We start from the raw sequence: 15,455 nt of genomic DNA on the forward strand, positions 1-15,455 counted from the left end.
AGCACACCCAGCTTAGCTAGCCGCTGAACAGCATCCGGCTTAGCAAGCCGCTGACAGCGGCTTCACATTGCGCTCCCCCAGCTCATCGCCGTCGCTATGCGGCTCCCACCATAGCATCATCACATTGTGATGCTATAGCTCGGGTCGAGCCCCCTTCGAGCGCTGCAGCATCACATTGTGATGCTATAGCTCGGGTCGAGCCCGCTCAAGCAGTTGCAGCATCACTTTGTGATGCTATAGCACGAATCGAGCCCGCTCCGAGCGCTGCAGCATCACATTATGATGCTATAGCTCCGATCGAGCCTACTCTAAGTGCTGCAGCCTCACATTCCGACGCTACAGCCTCCCAACTAGCTACTTCCTCAAGCTGCAGCAGCCTGCTGCAGCTTGAGAATCTGGCGCTATTGCTCTCGGTCGGCGCCATCTGGCCGCTGCAACGCCAGAATCTGGCGCTATTGCTCTCGGCCGATGCCATCCGGCCGCTGTAACGCCAGAATCTGGCGCTATTGCTCTCGGCCGGCCTCAACCGGCCGCTGCAACGCCAGAATCTGGCGCTATTGCCCTCGGCCAGCGCCATCCGGCCGCTGCAACGCCAGAATCTGGCGCTATTGCTCTCGGCCGGCCTCTTCCGGGCCGCTGCAACGCCAGAATCTGGCGCTATTGCCCTCGGCCGGCCTCTTCCGGCTGCTGCAACGCCAGAATCTGGCGCTATTGCTCTCGGCCGGCCTCAACCGGCAGCTGCAACGCCAGAATCTGGCGCTATTGCTCTCGGCCGACGCCATCCGGCCGCTGCAACGCCAGAATCTGGCGCTATTGCCCTCGGCAGGCCTCTTCCGGCCGCTGTAACGCCAGAATCTGGCGCTATTGCCCTGTGCCGGCGCCGTCTGGCCGCTGCAACGCCAGAATCTGGCGCTATTGCTCTCGGCCAGCCTCAATCGAGCCCGCTTCGAGCGCTGCAGCATCATCTACTCTATAGTTTGCGGCTAAGCGGAAGGTTATTGTCCTCCTATGCTTGGTCGCAAATTTTTGCATTGACGGTAAAACGGTTTCATGCCATAATGTACGCGTGTACATTAATTCAAGAAAGAAGACAATGCCTACTGAAGCGGCAAGGTTACAGCACAGAACTAGCGAAGCGGCAAGGTTACAGCATAGAACTACTGAAGCAGCTAGGTTACTGCACAGAACTAGCGAAGCGGTTGGGTTACAGCACAGAACTAGCGAAGCGGCTGGGTTACAGCACAGAACATTAGCCTAAGCAAAAAAAAGGTATAGCAGGAGGAAGCATTGATAAGCAGGAAGGAAGTAGCCAAATTAGCTGGAGTGTCTGAAGCAACGGTGTCCCGAGTGCTTAATGGCGTAGGTCCCATGAAGGAAGAGACGCGCCGGAGAGTACAGGAAGCGGCGGATCAGCTGGGTTATGTGCCAAGCGCACTTGCGCAGCGGTTCGCCAGACGTAGAAGCGGTAACCTAGGCGTCATTCTGCCCTTCGTACCGAAGGTGCATCTGTTCTCCACCTACTACTTCTCGGAGATTCTGAGCGGCATCGGAGAGACAGCGAAGCAGCATGGGTACGATCTGCTCCTCATGTTCCGTGAGCCGGAGGAGAAGCGAGATTATGCGATGCTATTCCGCACGCAGAAGGTGGATGCTTGTATCGTCTTAGGAGCACAGGATATACCGGAGGAGCGGGAGGCGCTGGCAGAGCTTAAGGCAGAGGGACATCCATTCTGCCTGGTGAATCAGCGCTTCGAAGAGGAGCTTGGGTACATGGCGGTAGATGCTGATCATGAGAATGGCAGCTTCGAGGCGGTCACTCAGTTAATTGCAAGCGGATATAGCCGGATCGCCTTCCTGAACGGTCCGGAGAGATATTCGAACTCGCGAGACAGGCTTGCCGGTTATGAGAGGGCGCTTCAGGCAAGTGGACTTCCGGTTAGAGGGGAGCTGCTGCACGAAGGGAACTACAGCCGCAAGAGCGGCTATGAAGCTGCATCCATCCTCTCTGATAAGATCAAGGCAGGCAAGGTAGACGCGGTGTTCGCGGCGAATGATCGAATGGCGATCGGGCTCATGCAGAGATTCGCCGAGCTTGGTATGAAGACAGGAGTAGACGTAGCGGTCGTCGGCTATGACAATTCGGATGGATCGAGGCTGGTTCATCCGCAGCTGTCGTCGGTCTCAGTCCCATTCTATGAGATGGGACAGCTCGCGGCTTCGCTGCTGCTCAGTGAAGAGGCTAAGGGAGAAGCTTCCTCACTGCTGCCAGTCTCCTATATTGGGAGAGAGTCTTCCACACCTCGCAGAGAGTAGTTCGTTCATTACCCACTATGAGAGGAAGTTGATGTAACGATGACTAATCAGATTCGAGTAGGTATGATTGGGTACAAGTTCATGGGCAAGGCACACAGCAACGCTTATCGGGCGCTGCCGATGTTTTTCCCCGATTCACGGAAGCCAGAGATGACGGCAATCTGCGGCCGCGATCCGGAAGGGCTTGAGCAAGCGAGAGCCCAGTTCGGCTGGGCATCCTCGGAGACGGACTGGCGTCAGCTCGTGAGCCGTCAGGATATCGATCTCATTGATATCAATGCCCCCAGTGACGCGCACAAGGAGATTGCAATAGCTGCGGCAAAGGCTGGCAAGCACTTGTTCTGCGAGAAGCCGCTTGCTCTGACGCTCGAGGATTCAAGAGAGATGCTGCAAGCAGCAGAAAAAGCTGGCGTGAAGCATATGGTAGGGTTCAACTATCGCTTCGCCCCGGCGGTTCAATTAGCGAAGAAGCTAATCGAGGAAGGCCGTCTCGGCCAGATCTATCACTTCCGGGCATGGTTCCTGCAGGACTGGATTATCGACCCTTCCTTCCCGCTCGTATGGCGCCTTCAGAAGGAGATCGCAGGCTCAGGCTCCCATGGAGATCTAGGCGCACATCTCATTGACTTGTCCCGATTCCTGGTTGGCGAGCTGCAAGAGGTTATCGGCATGAACGAGACGTTCGTGAAGGAGCGTCCGATTGCTACAGCAATGACGGGTCTAAGTGCGAAGGGAAGCGCAGATGCTCCTCGCGGACCTGTCACGGTTGACGACGCGACGCTGTTCCTGACGCGCTTCGAGAATGGAGCACTTGGCAGCTTCGAGGCGACTAGGTTCGCTGCGGGTCACCGGTGTACGAACTCTTTTGAGATCAATGGGAGCAAGGGCAGTGTGAAGTTCGACTTCGAGAGGATGAATGAGCTTCAGGTCTACTTCACGGATGATGCAGAGGATGTGCAAGGCTTCCGCCGAGTGCTGGCGACAGACCCGGCTCATGCGTACATGGATGCTTGGTGGCCTGCTGGGCATACGATCGGCTATGAGCACACGTTCACTCATGAGGTGCATGAGCTGATGAAGGCGTTCGAGGAAGACCGTCAGCCTGTGCCGAACTTCTATGATGGCGTGAAGTGCCAAGAGGTGCTTGAAGCGGTTGATCGCTCGATCGCTGAGCGACGCTGGGTTGGGCTGAGCGAAGTATAACTTGAGCAAGTCGAAGGGAATGGACAATGAGATGAGCAGACAGGCATTAATCGTATGGGGCGGCTGGGATGGACATCAGCCTGACCAAGTAGCAGATATATTCGCAGGAGTATTGCGTGAAGAGGGATTCGAGGTAACCGTATCCGACACGCTGGACAGCTTCAAGGATGAAGCGCTTATGGCTGCGCAAGACCTCATCGTTCCAATCTGGACGATGGGCACGATAGAGAAGGAGCAGCTAAGACCGCTGCTCGACACCGTGAAGGCAGGCTGCGGCATTGCCGGCTGCCACGGCGGCATGTCAGATGCGTTCCGCAATGAAGTGGAGTATCAATTCATGGTTGGCGGGCAATGGGTCGCTCATCCGGGCAATGACGGTGTTCGCTATGAAGTGAATATGACGAGCAGCGATGATCCACTGACCAAGGGAATAGGAGACTTCGAAGTAAGCTCCGAGCAGTATTATATGCATGTCGACCCGGCGATCACCGTACACGCTACGACGACCTTCGCCGACTATGGCAGTGTGAAGATGCCTGTGGTATGGACGAAGACATGGGGTGAAGGAAGGGTGTTCCACAATACGCTCGGACATCAAGCGAATATAGTTGCGATGCCGCAGACGCTGGAGCTCATGAGACGCGGCTTCCTGTGGGCAGCCCGCGAGGCCTAATTAGAACCTGATGCCACATGGTAGGAAGCAGGCGGAACGAGCATCCGGGAACGAGGTAAGCTGAACACAGGATGTGGAACACCATTCACGTACCACTGTGCATAGTTCAATCATTATTATCTTATGGACGGAACCCAGAGACGTTAATTGCAATACATGAGGCAATAAGCAGAAGCTAGCGGAACTCAGCGCCGTTATTCACCTAATTAAGAGGGGTCCCCTTCGAAAATAAGCCCAATAAGGTCGCCTAGTTCCGTTAGCTTCAGGAACAATGCTGAAAAAGGCTAAATAAGGTCTGTTAGTTCCGTTAGCAACTGATGCAATTGCAATTCAGCAATGCAATAAGATAGTTAAAGAAGTTACGAAACGATCTACTACATACACAGAGGAGAGAAGTATCGAATGAAACCGAGCACGGTTGGCATTGTGGGATGCGGCAATATTAGCAAAATATACTTCGAGAACTTATCGAAGTATCCAGAAGTAGATCTCGTCGCTTGTGCAGATCTAGATATTGAACGGGCAAGAGCGAGAGCCGAAGAGTTCGGTCTAAGCAAGGCATATACGGTGGAGCAGCTGCTTGCAGATCCCGATATCGACATCGTCGTGAATCTGACGATTCCGAAGGCGCATGCGAATGTGTGCCTCCAAGCGCTGGAAGCCGGCAAGCATGTCTATGTGGAGAAGCCGCTGGCTGTCACGATGGAGGAAGGCCGTGCTGTCGTAGAGCTTGCTCGCAGCAAAGGTCTTCGTGTAGCCAGTGCGCCGGAGACATTCCTAGGCGGAGGCATTCAGACCGTCCGCAAGCTGATTGACGAGGGCGCAATCGGAACGCCGATCTCCGTCTCCGGCTTCATGATGGGCGGCGGTCATGAGACGTGGCATCCCGATCCCGAGTTCTACTATGAGGTGGGCGGCGGGCCGATGTTCGATATGGGACCTTATTACCTAACCGCATATATTACGCTGCTGGGTCCGATTCGCCGAGTAACCGGATCTGCTGTAATCTCGTATCCCGAGCGGACCATTACGAGTGAGAAGAAGCGCGGCAAGGTCATCCCGGTGGAGACGCCTACTCATCTTGCCGGAGTCATTGACTTCGAGAGCGGAGCCGTAGGAACGCTCATTACGAGCTTCGATACGAAGGCGGGGACATCCCTTCCGAATATTGAGATTCAGGGCTCAGCGGGCACGCTGCTCGTTCCGGATCCGAACACGTTCGGAGGAGAAGTGAAGCTTCGCCGCGCAGGCAGCTCCGAGTGGGAGATCATACCGCTCACTCACGGCTACTCGAACAATAACCGTGGCATCGGTGTTGCAGATATGGCATCTGCCATCGCTGAGGGTCGACAGCATCGTGCCAATGGGGAGATGGCTCTGCATGTGCTTGAAGCGATGCATGGAATCCATATCGCTTCTGAGCAAGGTCAGCACTACAGCATGACCAGCGAATGCGAGCGGCCAGCGGCAATGCCAGCGCTCTAAGCTGGCCCTAATCTGAGCGGCCAGCGGCAATGCCAGCGCTCTTAGCTGTTCTAGCCATTTCCAACATGATCTACATGCATCATGCATGACATGCATACCGGGAAGCACGGCGAGGCCGTGTGTTCTGGTATGCTTTTTTAGCTTTTTTTTTGATTAAGGCACAGTAGAAATGATATGTTAGATTCATATGGAGATGTTGTAAAGGGGGCAGTCAGTATGGAGCACATGCAGAAAAAGACGCAGTCACTTCTGATCCACGGGGGAACGATCGTGCTTCCGGATGAAGCGGTAACAGGCGCAGTGGCGATTAGAGATGGAGTCATTGAAGGAGTGCTGACGAGCGCGGAGTCGGTCCAGCATTGGATGGACAACCACCCTGATGCGCAATATATGGAGGCCGGCGGTCGATATGTACTGCCTGGACTCATTGATATTCATTGTGATGCCCTTGAGAAGGAGGTGCAGCCTCGGCCGAACACGCTGTTCCCGCTGGATATGTCCTTGCTGGAGTTCGAGCGCAAGCTCCCCCTTCACGGCATTACGACGATGTATCATTCCCTATCCCTCGGGGTTGGACTCAGCTTGAGAGGCGACCATTACTTGACCGGCATGATCGATCAGATCAGCCGTTATCGGAGCAAGCGCTCCATGGTGCGCAATCGCATTCATCTCAGATATGAAGTGTCGCATCTGGACGGACTTGCGAGGGTAGAACAGTATCTGAACGATAACCAGATCGATTACCTCTCCTTCATGGACCATTCGCCAGGGCAAGGACAGTACCGGGAGGAAGGGTCGTTCGAGCGCTATGTGATGAAAAATCAAGGAGTCACAGCAGCCGAGGTTGGGCACATTGTAAGCACACTTGCAGAGAACCGAGCTAAGGTGGATTGGGACAAGCTGGAGCATCTGGGGAGGCTGGCTGGCGAACAAGGCATTGCCGTCGCTTCACATGACGACGACAGCTCGCAGATGATTGAGGATCGGAGCCGCTTGGGCGTGTCCATCTGTGAATTCCCCATTAATATGGAGACGGCTAAGGTGGCGGCAGACCGCGGAATTCAGGTATGTGTAGGAGCGCCGAATGTCGTCAGAGGTGTCTCCCACGACCATAATCTGAGAGCTTCCGATGCCATTGCTGCTGGGGTCGCTCATATTCTATGCTCGGACTATCATCCCTCCTCCTTGCTAACGGCAATCTTCAAGCTGGTGGATGATGGAGTTGCTGCTCTGCCTGAGGCGGTGCGCATGGCGACTCTGCACCCTGCGCAAGCTCTCGGAATTGATGATCACCTAGGCTCTATCGTCCCCGGCAGAGCAGCAGATCTCATCATCGTGGATCGATTCGAAGGTCATCCGTTGACCGTTCAGACGCTCGTTGGCGGCACGACTGTATTCACCTGCAGCGAGAGGTAGAGCGTATTACTTGGCGGGAGGTGCAGCAGCTGCCGTCCCTTGCTTCGCGACTTGCTCATGCAGCACGCTGGCGAGCCTGTCTCGTTCAGCTTCGGTTAGATTCGGCCAGATTAATTCGAATAGGACACCGATGCCGGGAAGCGCCTTCTCGTCTCCTCCAATAGATCCTTGGATGACATCCTTGAGCTCAGCTTGATTGTTGTCCTTCACACGCATAATGATGGCGTCTCGCAGCGTAAGGATGACGTTCATGACAATCCCTCCAGTATGAGTAATGCAGCAGACTCACGCTATAATATGTCCCCTGAAGGCGGTTCTCATCCGGGTGCCCGGGTATGCTATAATGGGACGTAATCAGACGTAGCAGAGAGATCTGCTTAGCAGGAAGGGGAATAACGGGGAATGGCCAAGAAGCAATATGCAGTCATTGGAATGGGCCGATTCGGCATTAGCGTCGCCAACTCGCTTACGGACATGGGGTTCGAAGTGCTGGCCATCGATGCGAACGAGCAGCGGATTCAGGAGGTTGCCTCCAAGGTCACGCATGCAGTGTCTGCAGATTCTACCGATGAGGAAGCACTTAGGGCACTCGGAGTCCGCAACTTCGATGTCGTAGTCGTAGCTATCGGGCAAGACATTCAAGCCAGCATCCTGACCACGTTAATTCTGAAGGACATGGGTGTGCCAACCTTAATTGTGAAGGCGCAGAATGAGCTTCATGGGAAGGTGCTGACGAAGATCGGCGCGGATAAGGTGATTTTCCCGGAGCGGGATATGGGACTGCGCGTAGCGCATCATCTCATCTCACCTAACATTCTGGACTACATAGAGATATCCGATGACTATAGCATTATTGAGATTAAGGCTCCGGACCGCATGATTGGCAAGAATCTGAAGGAGCTGGACATCCGGGCGAAGTACAAGTGCAATGTGATGGCGATCAAGTCGGGTACTGCCATGAATATCGCTCCCTATGCGGAGGATCTCATTCGTGAGGGTGACGTGCTTGTCATCGTTGGCAAAAACTCCGATCTAACTAATCTGGAAATTGTCTATTCGGAAGGCTGATAATCTAATGACAGTAACTCATGCCACTATTCTGTCGGTGCAGAATACGAGGGTCAAGCATTGGGCATCCCTGCTCGACAAGAAGCATCGTGATCGGAACGGGGAATTCCTCATCGAAGGTATACATCTGATTCAGGAGGCAGCAGCATGCGGCGCAGCCCTCCAGACGGTCGTCTATGATGCCGAGCGGGGCATTCCGACTGAGCTAAGGGCGCTAACAGCGACTGTGGACGGAGAGAATCGCAGCGCTGTCGAATGGATCAGTGCATCACCAGCTGTCATGGCCAAGTGCACGGGCACGGAATCCGCCCCGCCTGTGTTCGGCGTCGTGAAGAAGACGGCCGCAGCTGCGGAGGAAGCGTTGTTCAAGCAAGGGGCGCTCGTCGTTGTCCTCGACGGCGTGCGTGATCCGGGCAATGTAGGCACAATCATTCGCAGTGCTGATGCGGTAGGGGCTGACGCGGTGGTGCTCGGACGAGGCTGCGTCGATCTCTATAATCCGAAGACGGTGCGCTCGACAATGGGCTCGTTGTTCCATCTGCCGATACTGGAAGGAGATCTGAAGGAGCTGCTGCCTATAGCAGCTGAGCGAGGAATGAAGCTGGTGGGCACCAGTCTCCAAGCCCAGCATAGCTGCTACAGCTATGACTTCACCGACTCGACCTGGCTGCTGTTCGGCAGCGAGTCCGACGGGCTGTCCGCTGAAGCGGCGAAGCTCATGAATGAGTCCATCATCATACCGATGCATGGCCGGTCAGAGTCTCTGAATGTCGCGATGGCTGCAACTGTCCTGCTGTACGAGAGTATGCGGCAGAGGCGATACAGCTAGTAGGCAGAGGCGCAGACAAGACCTATATACAGTCAACCTATCTACACCGACACAGACACAGACACAAGGGCTGCTTCAATCACCACGAGGTGAACAGGAGCAGCCCTTGTCTGCCATGGCATGTATGAAGACGCTTACTTAAGCGGTAGCAATCTTGCGGAGGGGGAGCGTCGTTCTTGGTTGCTTGTAATCATCATACTGACAGGTAGTGTCCGAGTCATAGGAGGATTGAGATAGGCGGTGTGAGATCTGGAACACGGGAAGCTCCGGGTTCACATGCAGCGATGATCCATAGAAGGTGCATTGCTCGAATCCGAAGTCGAGCGTAGTTATGATAATGACGCAGTTCGTGAAGGTGCAGCTAATGAACGAATATCCGTCGAATCGGATCGTCTCGTTCTCGAAGCTCTGATTCATAATGAATTCCATAAGCGCCTCCTTAATGTTTTTTTTGAATATAACCTCTTAGTCATTCATATTAGCAGATTGAGTTTGCAATGTTTGTCGTATTTTCAAGGTGGATTCGCATTTTTTTGGCACGATTAGGGAGGTCGAAGGTCATGATAATGCTATCGGTGGGCAACTCCAGCCATTCGCCCTAGTGATAATCGTGAGATTACACCGTATCAGACGCTTAACCATGTCATTGTTCGCAATAACCTTGTGGATCTGTGCGGACAGAATGGGATTGCGATTTTCAACGCGAGTGATGTGACGGTTGAGAACAATCTGGTCGGCCGGACAGGCTGGGATCCTAACACGGGCTCTTGGTCCAGCGGTATTAATCTGTGGGGCATCTACGGTCAGAACAATGTAGTCAGGAATAACGTGTCCTACCATAACGTCGATGTGTCCAGCGCACATACGGATGGGAACGGCATGATCGTCGATCTCTCCTTCCATAACGGCGGAGCGAAGATTGAGAACAACCTGTTCTTCGAGAACGGCGGCGTCGGTATTGCCATTACGGAGAGCAGCTACTCACGTATCTTCAACAACACGATGTATGAGAATGGGAAGGATCCGAACTATACCCATGGCGGTTCAGGCCTCGGACTATGGGGCTGGGAATCCTCCGACTCGGCAACTATTCGCAACAATATCGTCTATCAATCGTTCGTAGGGTCCAGAGGAGCAGCATGGAACTCCGAGCCGTACACGAACAGCACGCTGTCCAACAACAACTTCAATACGAGCAATCCGAGCTTCGTGGATGGCGACAATGCAGACTTCCGTCTGAGCAGCTCATCCCCGGACATTGATGCTGGAACGTCAACGGATACGCCGAATGATGCGCTTGTATGGGACAAGGCTTCGCTTGTGAAGACTTCCTCCAATCAGAAGATGGCTTGGTACCGATGGGCTCCGAACTGGAGCTACATTGCAAGCAAGGGTGAGGTTAAGAATCTGTTCGGCTCTGCTACCCGTCCTGCAGGTGGAGCTAAGGATCGTGGAGCGTTCGAAGGAAGCGGCGGATCGACTACGAATCCTCCGGTGACGAATACGATTAAGCTGCGGGCTCAAGCGAACAATCAGTATGTTCAGGCGAACACCAGTCAGACGTCCAACCCTCTGCAGGCTGTAGCCTCGACTCCGCAATCATGGGAGCAATTCGAGAAGATTACGAATGCGGATGGTACGGTGTCCTTCAAGGCACATAACGGACTATACGTACAAGCGAACATGAGTCATGCCGGCAATCCGCTTGAAGCGGTAGGGACGTACATCGGACTGTGGGAGAAGTTCGATCGGATTCAGAACAGTGACGGCACGGTATCTTACTTGTCGAAGGCTTCCAACCTGTATGTGTATGCGGATCCAGGCTATGGCGGTGCCCTGTATGCACAAGGCAATGCGATTGGCGGCTGGGAGAAGTTCCAAGAGAGTTAATGAAGAGATACAGGAGTTGAAGTGGAAGGGCCCGCAGGGAGGCGGGTCCTTCTTTTTCGTTGGGGCTGCGCATAAGCATGGTAGAGAGGGACGAACCGGTGCACACGCGGGACGAGGAGGCGCTGCTCATGGCAAGATGGGGAAGAAGAGGACTGCGAATACGGCTGCCAGGCCCATTCCGATTCCTGACCTTCCGGGGGCGTCCCCGGAAGGTTAGCTGGGGGTCACGCTCCGGCACATCCGGGAGCGGCGGTAGTGGCGGGAGCGGAGGGCGGTTCCGTCCGCGGCGTCCACTTCTTCAAGCGAGCAGCGGAAGCGGGAGTCGAGGGTCGGGGGGCTGGAGACGAGGAGTGGCGAGCTGGGGTCGTGGGTCAGTGAGCGGGAGCGGTGGGGCAGGGAGCTGGGGCCGTGGGTCATCGAGCCGGAATCGTGGGGCAGGGAGCTGGAGTTCACAGCAGCCGAAGCCGAGACGGCGAGGCAAGTATGTATGGCTGATCTTGCTGTTGATTGTGTTTATGATGGTTCAGACGTTTATTTTCATAGATCGGAATCTGCGTCCTCCTCTTATGAATGTTGCGAAGGTAAGGGTGAAGCAGGTCGCTACAGAAGCGATTAATAAGGCGATCTCGGAGCAGGTTGGGGAGAACTCGAAGCTGGATAAGCTGATTGATTGGAAGATGAGCAATACGGGCAAGATCTCGGGCTTCATGCTGAATTACGGGGAGCATATGCGCATCACCTCGCAGACAATCGAGACGGTACAAGCGACGCTGGATCATATGGGCCATATTACGGAGCGAGTACCGGTCGGGCAAGCGCTCGGCAGCGCGATTCTCTCTTCCTATGGTCCCCGTGTGCCGGTGCGGTTCGAGCCGGTCGGCAATGTGAAGGTGGATCTCAGTACGAGGCAGCAGGATGCGGGGATCAATATGATCCTGGTCGAGGTCTACATCCGAATCGTGGCCGAGGTGTCCATCATCATTCCGTTCGATACGGAGGCGGAGCAGGTATCCACGGAGATTCCAATCTCGTATCTGCTCGTTGTTGGCGATGTGCCTATGTACTACTACGACAATAAGGGCAATCCCGTCGGCGACTCCGCGGCGGATGCCCCGAATATATCTGTGCCGGTCCTGCCAGGTGCGGGCGGTAGCGGGAATGATGCGATGTCGGAAGGCGGCTCGGACGCAGGGAGTGGAGCAGGTGAGGGTGAGGGAGAGGAGGGGGACGGCGGGGAGTAGATAGGAGGGCGCGGGCGGGGAGTAGACAGGGGGCGCAGGCGGGATAGCATTAGAATGTGATGCTGCAGGGTTCGGAGGGAGTAAGTTCGGAGCCATAGCATCACAATGTGATGCTGCAGCGCCCGGAGTGGGCGAGTTTGGAGCTATAGCATCAGAATGTGATGCTGCAGCGCCCGGAGTGAGCGATGGGACTGCTGCTTAAGGAAGGTGAAGGTATGAAAAAAGCGGCAGAGCCTCTGGCTAGCTCTGCCGCTTTTTGCGAAGCTTAGTGCGGTCGTCCATCTCCCACCGTCGAAGCATCGGATAGGGATCGAAGGACCACTCGATGAGTCCGCGGTCCCGGTACACCCCATAGTGCAGATGCGGCGGGAACTTGCCTGATGTGCCTGGCTTGCCGTAGCCGGAGCTGCCTACCCAGCCGATGACTTGCCCCGGCTTCACGAGATCGCCTACGCCAATCGTCTTGTCATAGCCGGATAGATGCGCGTAATAATGATACACATTCGTGAGATCACGAATGCCGATGCGCCAGCCTCCGTATGGGTTCCAGCCCTTCACCTCAATGATGCCGTAGCAGGTGCTGCGAACAGGAAGCCCATAGTCTGCGAAAATATCCGTCCCCTCATGGATGCGGTACCCGCCCCAGCTCCGGCCCGAGCCCCAAGTGCTGCGATACGAATAATGGGTGCCTACAGGTACAGGGAAGGCATGGTCGAACAAGTTCAACGTATCAAATCCGCTGTATATGCGGGCAAATTGCTGAATACGCATAACGGCACGGCTGCTATGATAATACTCCCATAGGCCAATGGAGAAGTCCTCTTCAGAGGTGCCGTATGTAAGCAGCTTGCTAGCTACGGAGAACAGCAGATCAGAATCATCGGTCCGTTGTACCACGCCGTCCCCGTTCCCATCGCGCCCAATGCCTCCGAACCACTGGATAGACTTCGGCTGAACATCGCTGCTGTCGGGATTGAGCGAGCCCGCCCAATCTTCCTCGGAGACGAAGACGCCAACCGTCTTGCCCAGCTGGGGCCTTGCCTTCGGTCTAGCCTTAGAGAGGGAGCGCTCGTATTGATCTACTGCCGCGAGCCGGTACCAAGGCAATCCGGTTAAGGTACTCAATTGGTCGTAAATAACGCGCCTCTCCACGAGTGGATCAGGCTGCTGAACAGGAAGCGGAGCAGCATGGCTGACGGGAGTGAGGCTGAGAGTGGTCACGATGGCAACGGCAGCTGAGAGTGATATGAGTTGTCTAATCATGAGACTCTCCTCTTGTCTGAAGTGTTGGTAGTTATCATCTGCATATTAGTGGATTTTATCCAGTGGGGTGGGTCTGCATACAATGAGATAAGTAAGGCGAGGATCAATATAATTAGGGTTAACTTCTCCATTGCATTTTACCGGTCCGTTTGCATATAATGACGGTAGGGGGAGGGCTTAACACCCTCCGGTGATCATTTTTTCCGGGACTTCGAGCGCTTGCGACGCTTGGAGTCCTTTTCCTTTGGACGGCTATTCAGTAGGAGAACCGTAAGAGTAATTATTGCGGTAACAAACTGAATAATCGCCGTAAGAAGTGGAATCATGCTATCACGCGCATGCCTCAGTTGGAAGAAAGTGATCTTTTCACAAGAAACATGTTATAATAACGAAAGCAATTGACGCAGCTCCGTCAGGGGGTGCAAATGATAGTGAAAGCAGGGATTGCCCTTATGAAAAAACACGAACCATTGCCGAAGCCGGATTGGCTAAAAATAAAGCTCGCAACAGGCGGCAACTTCGCCGAAATAAAAGAAATGATGCGTGGCAAAACGCTGCACAGTGTGTGTGAAGAAGCACGCTGCCCGAACATCTATGAATGCTGGGCGAACCGGACGGCAACGTTCATGATACTAGGTGATATCTGTACGCGTGCTTGCCGATTCTGCGCGGTGAAGACTGGACTGCCGACGGAGCTGGATCTCGAAGAGCCAGAACGCGTTGCTGAAGCGGCCGAGCAGATGGGCTTGCAGCATTGTGTAGTTACTTCTGTAGCTAGAGATGATCTGAAGGACGGTGGAGCTTCGATCTTCGCTGCAACGATTCGTGCGATTCGCAAGCGTATGCCGTTCTGCCGCGTAGAGGTGCTCATTCCAGACTTCCTCGGCAACCGTGAAGCGCTGCAGATCGTGATGGACGCGAACCCGGACATACTGAACCATAATATTGAGACCGTGGAGCGGCTGTCAGACCGTGTGCGTGCACGTGCGAAGTATGAGCGTTCGATCGAACTGCTTAGACAAGCCAAGGAGATGAAGCCGAAGATTCCGACGAAGTCCAGCATTATGCTTGGTGTGGGTGAGGAATACGATGAGATTCTGCGAGCGATGGATGATCTTCGTGCGGTTGACGTCAACATTCTGACACTCGGTCAGTACCTGCAGCCAACGCCGAACCATCTGCCGCTTGAGCGTTATGTTCATCCAGATGAATTCGCGAAGCTGAAGGAAGAAGGTCTAGCTCGAGGCTTCCGCCATGTGGAGTCTGGACCTCTTGTAAGAAGCTCCTATCATGCACACGAGCAGACTGATTCTGCGGTGGCGGCAATTGAACGGGAGACAAGCAGCGTATAATTGACTAGATGCTCCTAAGAGGGTGGGGAATATGGGCTTGATTCAGATTGGCGGCAAGGCATACGAACTCGTTCATGAGAATAAGAATGGCTGGAATGCGGAGGCTTTTCGCGAGCGGTATAGTGAAGTACTGGAGAGGTACGATTATATCATCGGAGATTGGGGCTACAGTCAGCTGCGGCTCAAAGGATTCTTCAAAGAACAAAACTCGAAAGCAACCAAGGAATCTACGATTGCCGGTCTGGTCGATTATATTAATGAGTATTGCAACTTCGGCTGCGCATTCTTCGTGCTGGAGCGTGCGCATAGCAGCAAAAGGCTGGATGGTACAGATGATTCTGGGGATGGAGAGGCCGCATATGCGGAAGGCGACATTCTGCATCTGGACGAGCATCTACTGACGCTGGATCGCCACAAGGGCAGATCAAGAGTCGTGCAAGCGGCTGAGCCGGCAGGCGATGATGCGGCGGCTGAGCAGCCGGCGACTAGCGGCGGCAGCAGGTCGCAGCAGAGCCGGGAGCGCGGCGGCCACCGCGGCCAGCGGAACTCGCCGCGCGGCGAAGGCAAGCGCGGCGATGGTCCGCGCGGAGGCGGCCCGCGCGGCGGCGGTGAGCAGCGCGGGGAGCGGAGCGAAGGCTCGCGCGGCGGCAGTGAGCAGCGCGGGGAGCGGAGCGAAGGCTCGCGCGGCGGCAGTGAGCAGCGCGGAGAGCGGAGCGAAGGCT

General features: G+C 54.8%; 16 protein-coding genes. 11 read left to right on the forward strand and 5 right to left on the reverse strand.

What is annotated here, in order from left to right; translation table 11 throughout:
* Positions 1-277 precede the first annotated feature (277 nt).
* Together ACFO9Q_RS04810 and ACFO9Q_RS04815 are read right to left on the reverse strand one after the other, a co-directional pair.
* Complete coding sequence (locus ACFO9Q_RS04810; RefSeq protein ID WP_379179248.1) at positions 278-577, reverse strand: hypothetical protein; 300 nt, start codon at positions 575-577, stop codon at positions 278-280.
* A 28-nt stretch (positions 578-605) separates the two neighbouring features.
* Positions 606-965 (reverse strand): hypothetical protein, encoded by a 360-nt coding sequence (locus ACFO9Q_RS04815; RefSeq protein WP_379179250.1) that lies wholly within the window; start codon positions 963-965, stop codon positions 606-608.
* Positions 966-1,287: 322 nt separating this feature from the next.
* On the opposite strand from ACFO9Q_RS04815, the gene ACFO9Q_RS04820 reads away from it, so the two are divergent.
* The 5 genes from ACFO9Q_RS04820 to ACFO9Q_RS04840 all read left to right on the forward strand — a co-directional run bounded on the left by ACFO9Q_RS04820 (position 1,288) and on the right by ACFO9Q_RS04840 (position 7,090).
* On the forward strand, positions 1,288-2,313 hold the full coding sequence (locus tag ACFO9Q_RS04820) for a LacI family DNA-binding transcriptional regulator (protein ID WP_379179252.1): 1,026 nt from the start codon (positions 1,288-1,290) through the stop codon (positions 2,311-2,313).
* Positions 2,314-2,352: 39 nt separating this feature from the next.
* On the forward strand, positions 2,353-3,516 hold the full coding sequence (locus ACFO9Q_RS04825) for a Gfo/Idh/MocA family protein (RefSeq protein WP_379179254.1): 1,164 nt from the start codon (positions 2,353-2,355) through the stop codon (positions 3,514-3,516).
* Positions 3,517-3,547: 31 nt separating this feature from the next.
* Positions 3,548-4,189, forward strand: a complete 642-nt coding sequence (locus ACFO9Q_RS04830) for a ThuA domain-containing protein (RefSeq protein ID WP_379179280.1) — start codon at positions 3,548-3,550, stop codon at positions 4,187-4,189.
* A 402-nt stretch (positions 4,190-4,591) separates the two neighbouring features.
* Positions 4,592-5,674 carry a Gfo/Idh/MocA family protein gene (locus ACFO9Q_RS04835; protein ID WP_379179256.1) on the forward strand — a complete coding sequence of 361 codons (1,083 nt, stop codon included), beginning with the start codon at positions 4,592-4,594 and terminating at the stop codon, positions 5,672-5,674.
* Between the two features lie 216 nt (positions 5,675-5,890).
* Positions 5,891-7,090 carry an alpha-D-ribose 1-methylphosphonate 5-triphosphate diphosphatase gene (locus tag ACFO9Q_RS04840; RefSeq protein ID WP_379179258.1) on the forward strand — a complete coding sequence of 400 codons (1,200 nt, stop codon included), beginning with the start codon at positions 5,891-5,893 and terminating at the stop codon, positions 7,088-7,090.
* A gap of 6 nt (positions 7,091-7,096) precedes the next feature.
* On the opposite strand, the gene sspI is transcribed toward ACFO9Q_RS04840, so the two are convergent.
* Entirely contained in the window at positions 7,097-7,342 is a 246-nt protein-coding gene (gene sspI, locus ACFO9Q_RS04845) for a small acid-soluble spore protein SspI (protein ID WP_379179260.1), read from the reverse strand.
* A 150-nt stretch (positions 7,343-7,492) separates the two neighbouring features.
* Between sspI and ACFO9Q_RS04850 the strand changes: the two genes are divergently transcribed.
* Complete coding sequence (locus tag ACFO9Q_RS04850; RefSeq protein WP_379179262.1) at positions 7,493-8,158, forward strand: potassium channel family protein; 666 nt, start codon at positions 7,493-7,495, stop codon at positions 8,156-8,158.
* Between the two features lie 7 nt (positions 8,159-8,165).
* On the forward strand, positions 8,166-8,987 hold the full coding sequence (locus ACFO9Q_RS04855; protein WP_379179264.1) for a TrmH family RNA methyltransferase: 822 nt from the start codon (positions 8,166-8,168) through the stop codon (positions 8,985-8,987).
* A 138-nt stretch (positions 8,988-9,125) separates the two neighbouring features.
* Here the strand turns inward: ACFO9Q_RS04855 and ACFO9Q_RS04860 are convergent, their stop codons facing one another.
* Positions 9,126-9,416 (reverse strand): hypothetical protein, encoded by a 291-nt coding sequence (locus tag ACFO9Q_RS04860; protein WP_379179266.1) that lies wholly within the window; start codon positions 9,414-9,416, stop codon positions 9,126-9,128.
* Positions 9,417-9,632: 216 nt separating this feature from the next.
* On the opposite strand from ACFO9Q_RS04860, the gene ACFO9Q_RS04865 reads away from it, so the two are divergent.
* Together ACFO9Q_RS04865 and yunB are read left to right on the forward strand one after the other, a co-directional pair.
* The gene (locus ACFO9Q_RS04865; protein ID WP_379179282.1) at positions 9,633-10,877 is read left to right on the forward strand and encodes a NosD domain-containing protein; all 1,245 of its coding nucleotides are present in this window, start codon (positions 9,633-9,635) and stop codon (positions 10,875-10,877) included.
* 128 nt (positions 10,878-11,005) lie between these two features.
* Positions 11,006-12,118, forward strand: a complete 1,113-nt coding sequence (gene yunB, locus ACFO9Q_RS04870) for a sporulation protein YunB (protein WP_379179268.1) — start codon at positions 11,006-11,008, stop codon at positions 12,116-12,118.
* Positions 12,119-12,358: 240 nt separating this feature from the next.
* Here the strand turns inward: yunB and ACFO9Q_RS04875 are convergent, their stop codons facing one another.
* Positions 12,359-13,381: a M23 family metallopeptidase gene (locus ACFO9Q_RS04875; RefSeq protein WP_379179270.1), complete on the reverse strand. Its 1,023-nt coding sequence runs from the start codon at positions 13,379-13,381 to the stop codon at positions 12,359-12,361.
* 452 nt (positions 13,382-13,833) lie between these two features.
* On the opposite strand from ACFO9Q_RS04875, the gene lipA reads away from it, so the two are divergent.
* Both lipA and ACFO9Q_RS04885 read left to right on the forward strand, forming a co-directional pair.
* On the forward strand, positions 13,834-14,733 hold the full coding sequence (gene lipA / locus ACFO9Q_RS04880) for a lipoyl synthase (protein WP_379179272.1): 900 nt from the start codon (positions 13,834-13,836) through the stop codon (positions 14,731-14,733).
* 31 nt (positions 14,734-14,764) lie between these two features.
* A partial coding sequence (locus tag ACFO9Q_RS04885) for a YutD family protein (protein WP_379179274.1) occupies positions 14,765-15,455 on the forward strand: 691 nt, incomplete at its 3' end.

It is taken from the genome of Paenibacillus sp. GCM10023252 (assembly GCF_042653305.1).
Classification (GTDB): Bacteria; Bacillota; Bacilli; order Paenibacillales; family Paenibacillaceae; genus Pristimantibacillus.